The organism is Haloarchaeobius amylolyticus (genome assembly GCF_026616195.1).
Taxonomy (GTDB): domain Archaea; phylum Halobacteriota; class Halobacteria; order Halobacteriales; family Natrialbaceae; genus Haloarchaeobius; species Haloarchaeobius amylolyticus.
The window spans coordinates 1422098-1437964 of the sequence record NZ_JANHDH010000001.1; the positions used below are offsets into that span (position 1 = coordinate 1422098).

Consider the following 15867-nt stretch of genomic DNA (forward strand, 5'->3'; position numbering starts at 1 on the left):
CTGCTGGCATGACCAGTAAAGATTCAGTAAGCTCTTTCATTACCGATTGCGATATATGGCGCTTTAGCGCCCAGAGACAGAGTTCTAGCGCATTTACACTTGCATAAAGATTGTAGTAATATCAGATTAATTCTCACTATATGAGTGGTGAAGACCCACTCGTGCAGTACGAGTCCGGCGGCCAGGCATCGGTCATCAACTACAACATCCCACTGCCCACGTCCTACGGGTGTCGCAGCATCGTCGAACTCGACTTCCCGTCGTCGTACTTCCGCTCGCACGCCGACGAGAAACCGGGCAGCACCATCCGCGACGACCTCGCGGACCGACCCATCGAGGACATCCGCGACCGGGTCGCACAGGCGATGCGAGAGGGGTTCTACGACCCGATCCTGTTCGAGCACATCGACATCGGACAGGAGTCCCCGGTCCAGCCCGGCGGCCCGCAGCCCGTCGACCCCGCCCCGTGGGGCGGCGACGGTGCCCGCGGCGGGGCCATCGACCGGTCGGAGATGAGCGACACGGTCCGGGAGATCGTCGAGTCCCCGGCGGCCATGGACGCGCTCGCCGAACACATCAGACTGCGCGACCTCCAGAACGTACGGACCGACGGGGGCGCGGCCGCGGCGGCCGCAGGCGCCATCGAGCAGGAGTCCCTCGGCGAGTTCGACTACGACGACTACCTCTCCGTGAAGAACTACTTCCGGCCGGTCGCCTCCCTGACACCGGAGCAGGTCGCCCGACGGGTGAAGGACGGCCAGTTCATGTACCTCCGGTCGACGCTCCACGGCGACGTGGTGCCGGGGTTCGCCCCGGAGCCGGTCGAGCCCGAGCCGCAGTTCGCCATCGTCGAGCGCTACCGCATCTCGAACTTCCTCGGGAACTACGGCGCCGGGCGGACGCTGAAGACGTTCTCGCTGTTCCCCGGCGAGGAGACCACCATCACCCTGAAGACGTACCGCAACGAGAAACGCTCCCGGCAGGAGGCCGCGAGCATCTTCGAGTCGAGTTCGCGCGAGGCCGCCTACGAGTTCGAGCGCGAGCTCCAGACCGAGACCACCTCCAGCGTCAAGGAGACGAAGAAACGCAACTGGAAGGCCGGCGGCAAGGCCGAACTCAACCTCGGCATCTTCAAGGTCGGTGGCGGCGGCGGCGGTGGCGGGAGTTCGACCGCCGTGCGCGAGCACACGGCCCGGTCGGTCGCAAGCGCCTCCTCGCGGCACGCCGCGAAGGCCTCCGCCAAGCGCGAGGTCGAGGTCAACAGCGAGGCGAAGGAGTCCGTCGAGACGGGCGAGGAGCGGCTCATCGAGCGCAAGATCGAGAACATCAACGTGAGCCGGACGCTCAACCTCGTCTTCCGGCAGCTGAACCAGCAGTACCTCACGCTGTTCCACCTCACCGACGTTCGCATCGCGTTCTCGAACGGCTTCCCCGGCAGCTACCGGGAGGCACCGCTGTACGAACTCGACCAGCTGGTCGACGACGTGGTGACCGACGACGACCAGGCCGCGGTCAAGCAGGGCATCCTCGAGGAGCTCTCGCGCATCTACGACTACCGCGGCGAGGCCCACGACGACTTCGTCGAACAGGTCGAGCGCGGCGACCACAGCTACTGGCGGGTCAACGAGGACCTGGAGACGACGTTCGAGGACGAGGCGACCGGACTGAGCAAGACGGTCCCCGGCGTCGTGCTCTCGGGCACGGTCAACGCCATCCGGACCGACGGCGTCATCGTGGAGGCCCTGCTCGGCCGCGGCGAGGCGCTGGACGACTACTCGCAGGCGCTCCAGTCCGAGGCCGTCCGGGCGCGCGACCTGAACAACGACCTGCTCGCGACCGAGATCGACCGGGCCGAACTCGGCATGGAACTCGTCGAGAACGACGACAACGAGGGCGCGGCCGTCTACCACAAGGTGTTCGCCGAGGAGGAAGAGGACGAGGACGAGGCCGAGGCGGAGCCGATAGAGCGGCGCACGGACGATGACTGACGGCCTCTTCGGCAACCGGCGCCGACTCCTCGCCCAGAACGCTCGCCGGAACGAGGACGCGGTGACCCACGACGACGCCACGAGCGACACCGGGTTCACCCCCTACACCGGCGACACCGGGACCGCCGACGCCGGTTCTGCGGACGCGTCGGCGTCGACCGCGAGCACGAAGCAACGCGTGGAACGCGTCCGCCAGAAGGTCGAGGCGCTCATCGAGGGCGGCCGCGCGAACGGTTACGACCTCGCCGCCCAGAACCTCGAGGACTGGCTCGAAGAGACCTACGCGAACGGGACGAAGACGGTCCCCGCGGCACATTTCAAGACCTCCCCGGACATCCAGCAGGCGCTCGTCTCGGAACACCGACCCAAGATCGTCGAGGGTGCCCGGAAGCGCCTCCACGGCAGCGTGGACGAGAAGTTCCCGAAACAGCGGTTCGACCTGCTCTGTGGCGACATGCAGGTCGGGCCAGCCCCGAACACGCTGAAGACGACGAAGCCCGCGAACGTCGGGCGGGCGACGCTGTACTGGGACGAATCCGTCACCCTGAGCGACGAGCTGTTCTACGCCTTCGGCGGCGTCACGGTCCACTCCGAGGTCGAGCTACGCGCCCAGCTGGCCGGCCAGGACCTCGCCGACGGCTGGACCGTCGAGGTGCTCTCGTGGACCTGCCAGGTCTGTGACCGCTACAACTGGGACGCGAACAAGGCCACGCTGATTCCCGGCTTCGGCAACGTCTCCGACGCGGAGCTGAAGATCCTGGAGGAACACGGGCAGGCGGCTCCCTACGACGTTCGCTCCGAGGAGTGGTCGGTGTCGGACCCACGCGTCGTCGGGACGTTCGACGTGGCTGGCCCGCCAGGCGCGACGCAGGAGTCGCAGTCGCAGGGACAGCAGTAGCCCCGCAACCGAACGGGAACCTCTTTTTTGCGGCTCGCTGACAGTCCTCGTATGCCGGTGTACGACCGAGGCCACGCGACCGACTACGCGGTCGTCGACGAGTTCGACGGCGGCGTCGGCTGGCTCGCCCACCCCGACGAAGAAGGCAAACGTACCAGCCACGCGATCCGCGGCGACGACGGGCGCGTCTGGCTGTTCGACCCCATCGACGCCGAGGGTATCGAGGACGTGTACGCCGACCTCGGCGAGGTGGCGGGCGTCGCCGTCTGCTCGAGCTGGCACGCCCGCGACGCCGCCACCTTCGCCCGACGCCACGACGTGCCGGTGTACGCCCCGACGTGGCTGGGGCGGGTGGGCGACCTGCTCGACGCGCCCATCGAACGCTACGAGGGCGAACTCGGCACCTCGGGCTTCGCGGTCCGCCGGGTCGACCCCCTCCCGGGCTGGCAGGAGGCCGTCTGCTTCCGAGCGTCGGACCGGACCCTCTACGTCCCGGACGTGCTGAGCACGGCGATGAAGTCCTGCGTCGGCGACGAGCGCATCGGCCTCTTCCTGTTCGCGCGGTTCTTCCCGCCCCGGGCGGCGTTCGCCGACTGGCACCCCGACCGCATCCTCGTCGGCCACGGGACCGGCGTGTTCGAGGACGCCGACGCCGCCCTGCAGGACGCCCTCGCCGGTGCCCGCCGCCGCCTCCCGCGCGGACTACTCACGCGCGGGCCGGCACAGGTACGCGCGATGCTCGGGGCGGTGCGGGACTGACAAACCGTCGGAAACTCCCCGAGCGTTCCCAGTTTGTGCCTCGTCAGCATACAGCAGTCGAGATGCTGCAAAAATTGCCACGAGCGGCGAATGGCAGGTCTTTTAGGCACCTCTGCCGAGGCTCTAGACGACATGAGCTACGACTACGACAAAGTGGACGTCCCGGCCGATGGTGAGCCGGTCCAGGTCGTCGACGAGGAGAACGACGAACTCGACATCCCCGAGACACCCATCGTCCCCATCATCCACGGGGACGGTATCGGCAAGGACGTCGGCCCGGCCGCCCAGAAGGTCCTGAGCGCGGCCGCCGAGGCCACCGGACGCGACATCGCGTGGATGCGTGTCTACGCCGGTGAGTCCGCTCGCGAGCGATACGACGGCGAGAACCTGCCGGACGACACCGTCAACGCCATCGACGAGTTCCGCGTCGCCATCAAGGGCCCGCTCACGACGCCCGTCGGCGCCGGCTTCCGCAGCCTCAACGTCGCCCTCCGCCAGACGCTCGACTTCTACGCGAACGTCCGCCCGACCTACTACCTCGACGGCGTCCCGTCCCCCATGAAGAAGCCCGAGGACATGAACATGGTCACCTTCCGTGAGAACACGGAGGACGTCTACGCCGGCATCGAGTGGGAGCAGGGCACCGAGGACGTCGAGAAGGTCCGCAACTTCGTCGAGGAGGAGATGGGCTTCGACGAGACGATGCACGATGGTCCCATCGGCATCGGCATCAAGCCCATCACCGAGAAGGGCAGCAAGCGCCTCGTCCGCAAGGCCATCGACTACGCCATCGAGCACGACCGCGACAAGGTCACGCTCGTCCACAAGGGGAACATCATGAAGTTCACCGAGGGGCAGTTCTCGGAGTGGGGCATGGAGGTCGCCGAGGAGGAGTACCCCGACGACGAGGTCTTCGCCGCACCCGACTCCCTCTGGGAGACCCAGGACGACATCGACATCCCCGAGGGCGCCGTCATGGTCGAGGAGCGCCTCGCCGACGCGATGCTCCAGTGGATGCAGCTGCGCACCGACGAGTTCGACGTGCTCGCCATGCCGAACCTCAACGGTGACTACCTCTCCGACGCCGCCGGCGCCCAGATCGGTGGCCTCGGCATCGCGCCCGGCGCGAACTTCGGTGACGCCCGCGTGCTCGCCGAGCCGGTCCACGGCTCCGCGCCCAAGCGCGCCGGCCAGGACCAGGCGAACCCGACCGCACTCATCCTCTCCGGCCGCCTGATGTTCGACTACATGGGCTGGAAGGACGCCGCCGAGCTCGTCCGTGACGCCGTCGAGGAGACCATCTCCTCCGGCACCGTCACCTACGACCTCGAGCGCAACCTCGAGGACGCCGAGAAGGTCTCCACGACCGAGTTCGCCGACACCGTCATCGAGAACATTCACGACCTCGCGTAAAGCGAGTCGTGGGTCTGCCGGGCTTCGCCCGGCAACATCGAAAAGCTCGCGTAAGCGAGTCCTCGAACCACCACGTTCCGTTCTTCTTTCGCGCGCGTCGTCGCGACCACGCGCCCGTCCACTCCGTAGTCGTCCCGACCCCTCCAGCGCCGGGTCGTACGTAGAGTTATCGTGGTAGCAGCCCTCTCTCCGGGCATGGCGATCATCGCGGAGGTGACGATCGCCTCGGATGCGTTCCCGCTGGGGCAGCTGACGCTGGAGGAACCAGGGATGCGGATCGAACTCGAACGGGTAGTGCCGACCGACGACACGGTCATCCCGTTCTTCTGGGCGCAGGGGGGCGACTTCGAGGCGTTCGAACGACGGGCGGGCGAACTCGAATCGGTCGACAGGTTGACCGTACTGGACAGGCTGGACGACGCGGTGCTGTACCGCGTCACGTGGGGCGAGGACGTGGTGAGCTTCGTCTCGGTCATCGCCGACCTCGGGGCGACCATCCTCGAGGCACACGGCAACCACAAGTGGCTGTTCCGGTTGCGGTTCCGTGACCACGGCGACCTCTCGGCGTTCAGCAGCTGGTGTGCCGAGAACGAGGTCCCGTTCGAGCTGCGGCGCCTGCACTCCCTCGCGGACGTGCAGGGCCAGTCGTACGACTTCGGGCTCACCGACGAACAGCGCGAGGCGCTGGAGATCGCGGTGCGCCTCGGCTACTACAAGGTCCCGAAACGGGCGACGCTGGCGGACGTCTCGGCGAAGCTCGACATCAGCGAGCAGGCCACCGGGGAGCGCCTGCGGCGGGCGATGGACAAGCTCGCGAACGTGGTCGTGCTGGCCGACGAGGCGGCCTGACCGGCGACTGGTGGCCCGACGACTCCACGGCGTGTGCCGGTCCGACTTAAGCAGGTTGTGGTGACCGGGTGTACCGCCAAGCCCGTGGAGTGGCTACCTCCGGTAGGGATGGTACTCGTCGACGTCGCGGTTCCGGCGACCGGTTTCCCGGTCGGTGCCCTCACCGCCGAGACGCCGGCGACCGCCATCGAACTCGTCCGGGTCGTCCCCATCGACGGGGTCATCGTACCGCTGTTCTGGGCGGTCGGCCGCGACCTCACCGGCTTCGAGCGCTCGGCCGGGGCGCTCGAGCAGGTCGAACGGCTCTCGCTCGTGGAGTCCCATCCGGGGCGGCGGCTGTATCGGGTCTGGTGGCGGCCGGAGGCGACCACGCTCGTCAGCACCATCCACCGGCACCAGGGGGCGATACTGGACGGGCGCGGGACCGACGAGTGGCACTTCTTCGTCCGGTTCCCCGACGAGGGTCGCTTCGAGTCGTTCTTCGCGGCGTGCACGCGGGCCGGTATCCCGGTCGACGCGACCGAGTACAGCCCCGTCGGGTGAGCCCCGGTAACGGCTTTAGCCGCTGACGGCCTAGATTCCTCGTGGTACACGACTCGAACACGTTCGACGACCTCGACATCGACCTGCTCGGCGACCTCGACCGCGCCGAGGCCGAACTCACGGTCCGCACGGAGAAGCGACGCTACGGGAAGCCGGTGACCATCGTGGAGGGGTTCCCCGAGGATACCGACCTCGACGCGCTCGCGTCGACGTTGAAGCGGGCGGCCGGTGCCGGCGGGACCGTCCACGACGACAGGATCGAGATACAGGGCGATCAGGTCGACCGGATCGTCGCCCTGCTGCGTGACAACGGCTACACCGTCTGACCGTTTTCCGGCCGTCCTATAACGGCTCCACGCCCGAGACGACGAACCGGGCACCGCCGGCCTCGCTCGCTTCGACCGCCACCGACCAGCCGTGGGCCTGCGCGATGGTCTCGACGATGGCCAGCCCGAAGCCGGTTCCCTCCGAGTCGGTGGTGAAGCCCTGCTCGAAGATGGACTCGCGTTCCGCCGGGTCGATTCCCGGCCCGTCGTCGGCGACGTAGAAGCCGGCGTCGTCGCCGGGCTCGGTGCCGAGCCGGCCGATGGTGACGGTGGTGGCGCCGGTGGCGTGGTCGACCGCGTTCCGGAACAGGTTCTCGAACAGCGTCTGCAGCCTGCTGGCGTCGGCCTCGACCATGCCGAGGTCGTCGACGACCTCGATGTCGAGGTCGCCGGTCTCGCCGGTCTGCCAGGCCTTCGTCACGATGGACTCAAGTGAGACGGGCGCCGGCTCGTCGACGGCCTCGCCCTCGCGCGCGAGGGTCAACACGTCGTCGACCATGCGCTCGATGCGTTCGAGGGCCTCGAGGGCCGCGTCGAGGCCGTCGGTGGACTCCTCGGCGACGGCCATCTCGACGTGGCCCGTCGCGATGCTGAGTGGGCCGCGGATGTCGTGGCTCACGACGGAGGCGAACTCGTCGAGGCGCTCGTTCTGGCGGCCGAGTTCGCGTGCGAGTTGCTCGCGCTCGGTGACGTCCTTCTGGAAGCCGAAGTAGTGCGTGACCTCGCCCGTCTCGTCGAACACGGGCGAGATGTCGAGCTGGTTCCAGAACAGCTCTCCGTCGGCGTCGTAGTTCCGGAGGACGATGGAGATGGGCTCCTCGGCGTCGATCGCGGCCCGGATGGCCGCCACCTTCTCGGGGTCGGTGTCGGGCCCCTGCAGGAACCGACAGTTCTCGCCGAGGACCTCGCGCTCGTCGTAGCCCGTCAGCTGCTCGAACCCCTCGTTCACGTAGATGAGCGATTCGTCCGGGCCGGCGATGGTGATGCCGACGCCGGCCTGGTCGAGGGCGCGGTCCTTCAGCTGGTGGTCGCGTTCGCGCCGGAGTCGCTCGACGAGCCGGGTGACCCGGGTCGCGAGGAGGCTCCCGTCCGCGCCGTCGAACCGGGGGACGAACTCGGTCCACTCTGCAGAGAGGACGCCGTCGAGGGTAGCGGGGTCGGGGTCTGCAGCGTACAGGACGAACGGCGTCTCCCGGACCGAGCGGACGGTCTCGAGCGTCGTCTCCGCCGCGGACGCGTCGCCGGCGAAGACCACGCAGTCGACCGGCACTGGGGGGTCGGTCAGTGCGTCGTCGACGGCGGCGGTCGAGACGCGGGTGACGTCGAGGCCACCGTCCTCGTCGAGGCCGACGGGGTCGTCGTCGCTCGCGACGAGGAGGACCGCGACCGGCGAACTGGCCGATTCCTTCCGGTGGTCGGCCGGCCGCGTGCCGCTCGAGCGTGTCATTGTCGGAACGTGGGTACCCGGTGTCTTGAGCGTATCGCCCAATCAAGCGAAGGTTCAAACACGTGGCCGCACCACCGTCGGGTATGTACCACGTGGTCGGGTGTAGCGACTGCAGCGCCCTGCGCATCGTCGAGGGTCGCCCCGAGACGACGCAGTGCGGTCGCTGTGGCAAACGACGGCAGTTCTCGAAGGTGCGCTCGTTCCTGTCGACCGAGGACCTCGACCACGCCCGCGAGGTCCGGGCGTCCATGCTGGCGAACCGCCAGGGCGAGGGCGAAGCGTTCGCGGCGGTGGAGTCGTTCGCCGAGCTGGACGACGCGGTCGCCGACGGCGTCATCGACGACGACGCGTTCCTCGACGCCTCGGGGCTCGACGTCGACGAGGTGGCGGACGCCGGCGAACGCGCGAGCAGTGGCGGTGGCGGGTCGATGAACCGCAAGGAGACGGTCGAGGCCGCGCTCCGGGAGCTCGACCAGCCCACCGAGGACGAGGTGGTCGAGTACGCCGCCGAGCACGGCGTCCCGGCGGACTACGTCGAGACGGCACTGCAGAAGCTCGTCCGTCGTGGCGAGGTCAGCGAGAGTCGCGGGCGCTACCGCCGGCTCTGAGTCGGCCGGGTGCGGGGGCTCTCATCCCAGCACGCCGCTGGTCGCGAGGAAGACGGCGATGGAGGTCAGCCCCGCGCCGAGGGCGGTGAACGCCAGGCCGAGCCGGCCGGGGATGCCCTGTGGCTGCAGGGAGCTCGGGTCGGTGACGTCGAAGCCGCCCTGGACGCCCGCCGAGGTCGTGTCCAGCCCGGCGTCGCTCGCCGCGAACGGCAGCGGGGCACACACCAGCATCGCGACCCCGAAGAAGAACGAGGCCGTGGGGAGGGACACCCCGCCGAGGGCGCTGGTGCCGAGGACGAGCGCGGCGACGACCGGCCCCGCGAGCAGCGTGTACCGGAGGACGTACGGCTTGAGGGCGGCGAGATTCATACGCCCACGTTCATAACAGAATTATTTCAATCTTCCGCCGGTGGGCGGTCGTTCGACCGTCTCAGTCGTCGTCCTGCCACGCCGGGTTCTCCCGCGGCGGGCTGAAGATGTCGAGGCCCTTGACGGGCACGTCACCGCGGTTCTCGGCGGCGTGGGGCTCGTCGCCCGGAATCGAGTACGAGTCGCCCGCGGAGACGTGGTACTCCTCGCCGTCGACGAGGAAGGTGAGCGTCCCCTCGTAGATGAAGCCCGCCTGCTCGTGGGGGTGGCTGTGCTCGGGGACGGTCGAGTCGGGCTCGATGAAGAAGTGCTGGACGTTCATCTTCTCTCCGCCGGCGAGCATCGAGAGGTGGGTACCGTCGACCGCCTCGGTCGACTCCACGGAATCGTTCGGGACGTGTTCCATACCGGGTCGACAGCCGGTGACCACCTAAATCTACGGTCGGTACCGGGCCCGCGACCGTGGCCTACCGGCCCAGTTCCTCGTGCGCCGAGGAGAGGTGGCGCGAGGCGAGCGCGGCGAGCAGCGAGAGTTCGCCGGCCAGCGCGCCCGTCGCGATGATCTCCGCGAGGGCGTCGGCGTTCGAGCCGGCCGGGTCGCCGCCGCCGCGCAGGCCCAGCACGTCGAGCGCCTCGGACTGGGTCGGGAGTTTGGTGCCGCCGCCGACGGTCCCGAGTTCGAGCGAGGCCAGCGAGACGGAGGCGTAGAGGTCGCCGTCGCGCTCCTCGACCGTGGTGATGGTGTTCGCACCCTCGACGACCTGGGCGGCGTCCTGCCCGGTGGCGAGGAAGGCCGCCGCGACGACGTTGGCGGCGTGGGCGTTGAAGCCCAGACTCCCCGCCTTGGCGCTCCCGATGAGGTTCTTGCGGGTGTTCGCCTCGGCGATGGCGCCGGGCGTGGTGTGCAGGCGCGCTTCGACCACGTCGCCCGGGATGACCACGTCGGCGGTCACGGAGCGCCCGCGGCCCTCGACCGCGTTCACGGCGGCCGGCTTCTTGTCCGAACAGAGGTTGCCCGAGAGCGCGACCAGCGACGCCGGCGTCTCCGTCTCGACCACGTCGCAGGCCTCGCCCGTCGCGATGGTGGCCATGTTCATCCCCATCGCGTCCTTCGTGTCGTAGCGGAAGCGCAGGTACACCGAGTCGCCGACGACGTAGGGCGTCACGTCGAGCAGTTCGCCGTGGCTCGTGGTTGACTCGGCGGCCTCCCGGAGCCGGTCGGTGTGCTCGCGCACCCACTCGACGGTCTCGGCGGCCTCGACGACGCCGGAGACGCGGAAGACGGGCGCGCGGGTCATCCCGTTCTTGGTGACGCGGGCGTCGGCGCCGCCCGAGGATTCGATGACGGAGAGGCCGCGGTTCACGCTGGCCAGCAGCGCGCCCTCGGTCGTCGCGAGCGGGAGGTGGTACTCGCCGTCGGCCGCGCCGCCGTTCACCGTGACGGGGCCGACGATGCCCATGGGAATCTGGGCCGCGCCGATCATGTTCTCGATGGCCGAGTCGGCCACCTCGGCGTCGAAGGCGTACTGGCCCACGGTGTCGAGGTCGGCGTCGGTCGACTCCTCGACGAGCAGGCGACGGGCCGCGACGGCCGTGTCGTGGTCGGCGTGGTCTTCGAGTTCGTGCAGTCGGAGGTCCCCCTCGCGGACCCGCTCCGCGAGCGTCGCCGGGTCGGTCATAGAAGAAGGTGTTCGGGGGCGGTTGATACCGGTTACCCTTTCAGCCGGGGTGTGTCGGCGGACGTGCCCCGGCCGTCACGACCGCGAGTCGCCCCGGAGCCGGGAGAGCACGTCGATGAGTCGGTCGATGGAGGTCCCCGCGAGCAGCGAGATGAGCCGGTCGCTCTGGCGGTAGACCTGCTTCAGCGTCCGTATCTTCTCCAGGTCGCGCTCGGCCTGCTCGCTCTCGGCGTCCTCGAGCGCGGTCTCGGCGCTCTCCAGCGCCCGGAGCATCACGTCGACCTCGCGCTGGGCCTTCTGGCGGAGAAACTCGCGTGCGATGTACCAGAAGTCCCGCTCGGCCTCGAAGAAGGCCCGTTTGCCCTCGCCGGGGAGGGACTGGCGGTGGACCATCTGGTAGGACTGCAGGGTCCCCATCGCGGTGCTGACCGTGGACTTCGCGTACCCCGACTCCTCGACCAGGTCGTCCAGCGAGAGCGGGTCGTCCGCGAAGTAGAGGATGCCGTACAGTCGCCCGTAGCTCCGGTTGAGCCCGTATATCTCGGCGGAGCGCGCGAGCGCGTCGATGACCTCCTCGCGTGCCCGCTCGACGTCGTCGCTTGGCATACTCGGACTTGCCCACCAGAAAAGATAAATCAGTTGGTTCAGAATATTCGGTAGATGCCGAATATACAGAATCAGTCCGGAACCGACAGCAGCGACGCCGGCGCGACGCTGCGCGCCGAGAACATCGAGAAGGCCTACGGCTCGCGGCTCCCGTTCACCCGCACGGTCGAGGTGCTGACCGGGGCGAGCATCGAGCTCCGGGCCGGCGAGATCGTCGGCATCGTCGGCGAGAACGGCTCGGGGAAGTCGACGCTGATGAAGGTCCTCGTCGGGGCACTGGAACCCGATGCCGGCGAGGTCGTCCGGAACGCGACCGTCGGCTGGTGCCCGCAGGAGACGCTCCTGTACGACCGCCTGACCGTCCGCGAGACGTTCACCCTGTTCGGCCGGGCGTACGACATGCGCGACGAGGCCATCCGGGACGCCCGCGACCGCCTCGCCGAGACGCTCGACTTCGAGCGCTTCCTCGACTACCGCGTCGACCACCTCTCGGGCGGCAACCGCCAGAAGGTGAACCTCGCCGTCTCCCTGCTGCACGACCCCGACATCCTGCTGCTGGACGAACCCTACACCGGCTTCGACTGGGAGACCTACCAGGCGTTCTGGGACCTCACCGAGGAGCTGACCGAGCGCGGCACCGGCATCGGCATCATCTCGCACCTGCTCAACGAGCACGAGCGCTTCGACCGCATCTACGAGTTGCGAGACGGGACGCTGTCGCTGCAGGACGCGGCCGAGCAGGCGGCCCAGAGCGACGACGAGCAGGAGGTGCAGGGTCGTGCCTGAGGTCCGGACCGCCGTGGTCGCCAGCGGCCGCGAGTTCGTCCGCAAGCCCCTGAACCTCGTGCTACTCGCGGTCCTGCCGCCGGCCGTGGTCGTGGGCTACGCCGAGGCGATGGCGGTGTTCCCGGTGCTACCGGGGGTGACGGCCCCGCCGGCCACGCTCGGCCGGGTCAGCGGTGCACTGTTCGCCGCGGCCTTCCTCGCTGGCGTCGTCGGCCTGTTCCAGGTCATCAGCGCCCGCAGGGCCGACGGCAGGCTGGCCCTCGCCGGCTTCTCCAGGCGTGGCCTGCTCGCGGGGCGGTTACTCACCGTCGCCGGGGTCGGCGTCGCCGGGGCCACCGTCTCGCTGGCCGCGCTCTGGTACGGCGTCGAGCCCGAGCAGCCACTGCTGGCGTTCGGGGCGCTCGTCCTCGCCGGCCTGAGCTACGGCCTGCTCGGCGTGCTCGTCGGCTCCGTGCTCCCCCGGGAACTGGAGGGGTCGCTGGTACTGGTGTTCGCCGCGGACGTCGACGCCGCGCTCTCCTCGGGGCTGGTCGAGGGCGTCGAGAGCGTCGCCCGGTTCCTCCCGCTGCACCACGTCCACGCGGTGTTCGAGGCCGCCGTTCTGGACTCGTCGGTTCCGACGGCGGACGCCGGGCTCGCCCTCGCCTACACCGCGGTCCTGGCCGTCCTCGCCACCATCGCGTACGCCCGGCTCACCCGGGGTGGTGCGGCGTGAGCCGGACCGGGTCGGGGCGCGGTGGGGCGGGCGGTTCCCACCTCCGAACCGTCGGCACCACGCTGGCGATGGGGCTGCGCGAGTACGCCCGGACGCCGGTCCTGCTCGCCCTGTTCGCCTTCCTCCCGGTGTACTTCGTGGCCGTGTTCGCCTCGGTCGCGCCGGCCGACGCGGTCCCGGTCCACCTCCCCGGGGGCGGGACCGCCACCCTCCCGATGGACGAGACGATGGCCGTCCTGATGGCGCCCGTCGTCGGCGCCCTCGTCGTCGGCATCTCCGGGCTGTTCCTGATGCGGAGCGCCCAGCAGACCGACCGCCGGCTGGTCATCGCGGGCGCCGGCACCGCCGAGGTCGTCCTCTCGCGGTTCGGCCTGCTGGCCGTGGTCGCGGTGGTCGAGGCCGCCGTGACGACCGCGGTCCTGCTCGCGTTCACCGCGCCCGACCACCTGCTCGGCGTCTGGGCGGCCATCCTGCTCGGCGGCCTGACCTACGGCATGGTCGGCGTCCTCGCCGGCATCGTCCTCGACCGGCTGCCGGGCGTCTACCTCATGCTGTTCGCGCCGACGCTCGACGCCTTCCTGTTCCAGAACCCGCTGACGGCTGAGGCTCACGACCTCGCCCCGTACATGCCCGGCCACTACGCCAGCGACCTCGTCGTGGCGAGCGCCTTCGGCAGCGGCCTGCCCGGAGACGCGCTGGCGGGCGGCCTCGCCTTCCTCGGCGTGGTCGTGGTGCTGGCCGGCGTCGCCTTCTGGCGGTCCGCCCGGCCCGCGTGAAGCCACGGCATCCAAACGTTTACCCACCAGCGCGTCGCCCCCTGAACTATGACAGACGCCGCGGACCTCGTGCTGACGAACGCGGAGGTCCACACCCTGACGGAACCGGACGAGACCGCCGAGGCGGTCGCGGTCCGCGACGGCCGCATCGTCCGCGTCGCCGACGCCTACGAGGTCGACTTCCTCGTCGGCGTCGACACCGAGGTCGTCGACTGCGACGGCCGGGTCGTCCTCCCCGGGTTCGTCGACGCCCACACGCACATGCAACAGCTCGGCCAGTACCAGGTCCACGCCGACCTGGGCGAGGTCGACTCGCCCGGGCACGCGGTCGACCTGCTCGCCAGCGAGGCCCACGACGACCGCGAGTGGATCCTCGGCTTCGGCTGGGACGAGTCCGGCTGGAGCGAGGACCGCTATCTCACCCGTGAGGACCTCGATTCCGTGAGCGAGGAGCGCCCGGTCGCCGCGGTCAGAGTCGACATGCACACCGCGGCGCTGAACTCGGTCGCGCTGGACCGCCTGCGCGGCGAGATGCCGGAAGAGGACGTCCGGACCGACGAGGACGGCGAGCCGACCGGCGTGGTCGTCGAGGACGCCATCGAGCCGGTGTGGGACGCCATCGACCCCGACCCCGCCGAGACGCGAGAACTCCTGCGGGCCGCCCAGCAGTACGCGGTCGAACGCGGCGTGACGGGGGTACACGACATGGTCCGCCAGAGCCACGCGCCGCGGGCCTACCGCGAACTGGAGCAGGCGGGCGAGCTGGACATACGGGTGCGCATCAACTACTGGAGCGACCACCTCGACGCGGTTCAGGAGGTCGGCCTGCGGACGAACCACGGCAGCGAGAAGGTCGAGACGGGCGCCATCAAGTCCTTCACCGACGGGAGCTTCGGCGGCCGGACCGCGAAGCTCTCCGAACCCTACGCCGACGCCGGGGACGAGACCGGTACCTGGGTCGTCGAGCCCGACGACCTCCACGACATCGCTCGACAGGCAGACGAAGCGGACCTCCAGCTGACCGTCCACGCCATCGGCGACGAGGCCATCACGGTCACGCTGGACGCCTTCGAGGATACGGAAGACCCGGGCGAGGCCCGCCACCGCGTCGAGCACGTCGAACTGGTCACCGACGAGCACATCGAGCGGTTCGCCGAGCTCGACGTGGTCGCCTCCTGCCAGCCGAACTTCCTCCAGTGGGCCGGCGAGGACGGGCTGTACCAGTCCCGGTTAGGGACCGAGCGCCGCGAGCAGTCGAACCGCTACCGCGACCTGCTCGACGCTGGCGTCCACCTCGCCTTTTCCAGCGACGTGATGCCGATGGACCCGCTACTCGGCGTCGACTACGCGGTGAACGCACCCGCCGAGAGCCAGCGGTTGACTGTGACTGAAGCACTCCGCGCGTACACTCTCGGGGGCGCGTACGCGGGCTTCGCCGAGGACCGACGCGGGACCATCGAGGTGGGCAAGCAGGCTGACTTCACTATTCTGGACGAATCGCCGTGGGAGCACGAGGAGTCGATTCGCGACATCGACGTGTCGATGACGGTCGTGGGCGGCGAGGTCGTCCACGACGGGCGGTAGTCGCCACACACCGGCCCCACCGCCACCGTTTTCTGTCGGTTGGCAGAACCGTCGAGCATGCCCTCCGCCCTCCTCACCAGCCTGCGCGAGCGACGGTTCGCCGCGCTGGCCCTCTCGGTCTCGCTCGGACTCTGCGCCGCAGCCGGGGCGTTCGTCACGCTCGGCGAATCCACCCTGCTGGTCCCGCTCCTCGTCGGTGTCGGCGGCACCGCCTACTACCTGCTGTACCACGGCCACCGGCTCTCCCTGCAGGAGCAGGACTTCGGCAGGGGCGTCCTCCGGGTGTTCGCCCTGATCGTCCTGGTCGACCTCGTCACGACCGGTGGCGAGCCCCTCGCAGAGGCGCTGTCGACCGCGATTGCGGTCGCCGGCCTCGCGACGGTCTTCGCGTTCACGGTCCAGCTCGACCACGCCGAGCAGTGACCACCGAAGTCGATTCGTCATAGAAACCCGGTGAACCGGGTTGGTTCTCATCGTTCACTCGGTCTGTAGTTTATTCCTCACGCGACGGGGTGTACCCG

18 protein-coding genes are annotated in these 15867 nt (G+C 69.3%); 13 read left to right on the top strand and 5 right to left on the bottom strand.

All coding sequences use genetic code 11. The annotated features are described in order from the left end of the window. Positions 1 to 140: 140 nt before the first annotated feature. The 7 genes from NOV86_RS07310 to NOV86_RS07340 all read left to right on the top strand — a co-directional run bounded on the left by NOV86_RS07310 (position 141) and on the right by NOV86_RS07340 (position 6776). A complete protein-coding gene (locus NOV86_RS07310; RefSeq protein WP_267640684.1) occupies positions 141 to 1988 on the top strand; it encodes a hypothetical protein in 1848 nt (615 codons plus the stop codon). Beyond that, positions 1981 to 2886, top strand: coding sequence for a hypothetical protein (locus NOV86_RS07315; protein WP_267640685.1), 906 nt, complete (start codon positions 1981 to 1983; stop codon positions 2884 to 2886). Before NOV86_RS07310 ends, NOV86_RS07315 begins: the two co-directional genes overlap by 8 nt. Positions 2887 to 2937: 51 nt before the next feature. Next, complete coding sequence (locus NOV86_RS07320; RefSeq protein ID WP_267640686.1) at positions 2938 to 3645, top strand: hypothetical protein; 708 nt, start codon at positions 2938 to 2940, stop codon at positions 3643 to 3645. A 132-nt stretch (positions 3646 to 3777) separates the two neighbouring features. Further along, positions 3778 to 5058 (top strand): isocitrate dehydrogenase (NADP(+)), encoded by a 1281-nt coding sequence (icd, locus tag NOV86_RS07325; RefSeq protein ID WP_267640687.1) that lies wholly within the window; start codon positions 3778 to 3780, stop codon positions 5056 to 5058. Positions 5059 to 5253: 195 nt separating this feature from the next. Then, entirely contained in the window at positions 5254 to 5907 is a 654-nt protein-coding gene (locus tag NOV86_RS07330) for a helix-turn-helix domain-containing protein (RefSeq protein WP_267640688.1), read from the top strand. Positions 5908 to 6015: 108 nt separating this feature from the next. Then, a complete protein-coding gene (locus NOV86_RS07335) occupies positions 6016 to 6450 on the top strand; it encodes a bacterio-opsin activator domain-containing protein (RefSeq protein WP_267640689.1) in 435 nt (144 codons plus the stop codon). A gap of 41 nt (positions 6451 to 6491) precedes the next feature. After that, positions 6492 to 6776, top strand: a complete 285-nt coding sequence (locus NOV86_RS07340) for a translation initiation factor (RefSeq protein WP_267640690.1) — start codon at positions 6492 to 6494, stop codon at positions 6774 to 6776. A gap of 16 nt (positions 6777 to 6792) precedes the next feature. Here NOV86_RS07340 and NOV86_RS07345 read toward each other — a convergent pair whose 3' ends face one another. Further along, the gene (locus NOV86_RS07345; protein ID WP_267640691.1) at positions 6793 to 8223 is read right to left on the bottom strand and encodes an ATP-binding protein; all 1431 of its coding nucleotides are present in this window, start codon (positions 8221 to 8223) and stop codon (positions 6793 to 6795) included. An 83-nt stretch (positions 8224 to 8306) separates the two neighbouring features. On the opposite strand from NOV86_RS07345, the gene NOV86_RS07350 reads away from it, so the two are divergent. Beyond that, positions 8307 to 8831, top strand: coding sequence for a DUF5817 domain-containing protein (locus NOV86_RS07350; RefSeq protein WP_267640692.1), 525 nt, complete (start codon positions 8307 to 8309; stop codon positions 8829 to 8831). 21 nt (positions 8832 to 8852) lie between these two features. Here NOV86_RS07350 and NOV86_RS07355 read toward each other — a convergent pair whose 3' ends face one another. The 4 genes from NOV86_RS07355 to NOV86_RS07370 all read right to left on the bottom strand — a co-directional run bounded on the left by NOV86_RS07355 (position 8853) and on the right by NOV86_RS07370 (position 11485). Next, complete coding sequence (locus NOV86_RS07355) at positions 8853 to 9200, bottom strand: hypothetical protein (RefSeq protein WP_267640693.1); 348 nt, start codon at positions 9198 to 9200, stop codon at positions 8853 to 8855. 61 nt (positions 9201 to 9261) lie between these two features. After that, a complete protein-coding gene (locus NOV86_RS07360) occupies positions 9262 to 9606 on the bottom strand; it encodes a cupin domain-containing protein (protein ID WP_267640694.1) in 345 nt (114 codons plus the stop codon). Between the two features lie 61 nt (positions 9607 to 9667). Continuing rightward, positions 9668 to 10879 carry a hydroxymethylglutaryl-CoA reductase (NADPH) gene (gene hmgA, locus NOV86_RS07365; RefSeq protein ID WP_267640695.1) on the bottom strand — a complete coding sequence of 404 codons (1212 nt, stop codon included), beginning with the start codon at positions 10877 to 10879 and terminating at the stop codon, positions 9668 to 9670. 75 nt (positions 10880 to 10954) lie between these two features. Then, entirely contained in the window at positions 10955 to 11485 is a 531-nt protein-coding gene (locus tag NOV86_RS07370) for a GbsR/MarR family transcriptional regulator (protein ID WP_267640696.1), read from the bottom strand. Between the two features lie 54 nt (positions 11486 to 11539). On the opposite strand from NOV86_RS07370, the gene NOV86_RS07375 reads away from it, so the two are divergent. Genes NOV86_RS07375 through NOV86_RS07395 form a run of 5 tightly spaced genes read left to right on the top strand, consistent with a single transcriptional unit; the run spans position 11540 to position 15769 of the window. Beyond that, on the top strand, positions 11540 to 12271 hold the full coding sequence (locus NOV86_RS07375) for an ABC transporter ATP-binding protein (protein ID WP_267640697.1): 732 nt from the start codon (positions 11540 to 11542) through the stop codon (positions 12269 to 12271). Beyond that, entirely contained in the window at positions 12264 to 12986 is a 723-nt protein-coding gene (locus tag NOV86_RS07380) for an ABC transporter permease (RefSeq protein WP_267640698.1), read from the top strand. Before NOV86_RS07375 ends, NOV86_RS07380 begins: the two co-directional genes overlap by 8 nt. Beyond that, the gene (locus NOV86_RS07385; protein WP_267640699.1) at positions 12983 to 13762 is read left to right on the top strand and encodes a hypothetical protein; all 780 of its coding nucleotides are present in this window, start codon (positions 12983 to 12985) and stop codon (positions 13760 to 13762) included. The genes NOV86_RS07380 and NOV86_RS07385 overlap by 4 nt, the downstream gene beginning before the upstream one ends. A gap of 48 nt (positions 13763 to 13810) precedes the next feature. Beyond that, positions 13811 to 15346 (top strand): amidohydrolase, encoded by a 1536-nt coding sequence (locus NOV86_RS07390; protein WP_267640700.1) that lies wholly within the window; start codon positions 13811 to 13813, stop codon positions 15344 to 15346. Between the two features lie 57 nt (positions 15347 to 15403). After that, a complete protein-coding gene (locus tag NOV86_RS07395; protein ID WP_267640701.1) occupies positions 15404 to 15769 on the top strand; it encodes a hypothetical protein in 366 nt (121 codons plus the stop codon). Positions 15770 to 15867: the final 98 nt, after the last annotated feature.

What these genes read in the sequence shown, in the direction of transcription:
- NOV86_RS07395 (WP_267640701.1), top strand. Translation starts at nt 15,404, where the DNA reads ATGCCCTCCGCCCTCCTCACCAGCCTGCGCGAGCGACGGTTCGCCGCG.
- NOV86_RS07370 (WP_267640696.1), bottom strand. Translation starts at nt 11,485, where the DNA reads ATGCCAAGCGACGACGTCGAGCGGGCACGCGAGGAGGTCATCGACGCG.
- NOV86_RS07330 (WP_267640688.1), top strand. Translation starts at nt 5,254, where the DNA reads ATGGCGATCATCGCGGAGGTGACGATCGCCTCGGATGCGTTCCCGCTG.
- NOV86_RS07360 (WP_267640694.1), bottom strand. Translation starts at nt 9,606, where the DNA reads ATGGAACACGTCCCGAACGATTCCGTGGAGTCGACCGAGGCGGTCGAC.
- NOV86_RS07345 (WP_267640691.1), bottom strand. Translation starts at nt 8,223, where the DNA reads ATGACACGCTCGAGCGGCACGCGGCCGGCCGACCACCGGAAGGAATCG.
- NOV86_RS07320 (WP_267640686.1), top strand. Translation starts at nt 2,938, where the DNA reads ATGCCGGTGTACGACCGAGGCCACGCGACCGACTACGCGGTCGTCGAC.
- NOV86_RS07390 (WP_267640700.1), top strand. Translation starts at nt 13,811, where the DNA reads ATGACAGACGCCGCGGACCTCGTGCTGACGAACGCGGAGGTCCACACC.
- hmgA (WP_267640695.1), bottom strand. Translation starts at nt 10,879, where the DNA reads ATGACCGACCCGGCGACGCTCGCGGAGCGGGTCCGCGAGGGGGACCTC.
- NOV86_RS07375 (WP_267640697.1), top strand. Translation starts at nt 11,540, where the DNA reads ATGCCGAATATACAGAATCAGTCCGGAACCGACAGCAGCGACGCCGGC.
- NOV86_RS07350 (WP_267640692.1), top strand. Translation starts at nt 8,307, where the DNA reads ATGTACCACGTGGTCGGGTGTAGCGACTGCAGCGCCCTGCGCATCGTC.
- icd (WP_267640687.1), top strand. Translation starts at nt 3,778, where the DNA reads ATGAGCTACGACTACGACAAAGTGGACGTCCCGGCCGATGGTGAGCCG.
- NOV86_RS07355 (WP_267640693.1), bottom strand. Translation starts at nt 9,200, where the DNA reads ATGAATCTCGCCGCCCTCAAGCCGTACGTCCTCCGGTACACGCTGCTC.
- NOV86_RS07335 (WP_267640689.1), top strand. Translation starts at nt 6,016, where the DNA reads ATGGTACTCGTCGACGTCGCGGTTCCGGCGACCGGTTTCCCGGTCGGT.
- NOV86_RS07315 (WP_267640685.1), top strand. Translation starts at nt 1,981, where the DNA reads ATGACTGACGGCCTCTTCGGCAACCGGCGCCGACTCCTCGCCCAGAAC.
- NOV86_RS07310 (WP_267640684.1), top strand. Translation starts at nt 141, where the DNA reads ATGAGTGGTGAAGACCCACTCGTGCAGTACGAGTCCGGCGGCCAGGCA.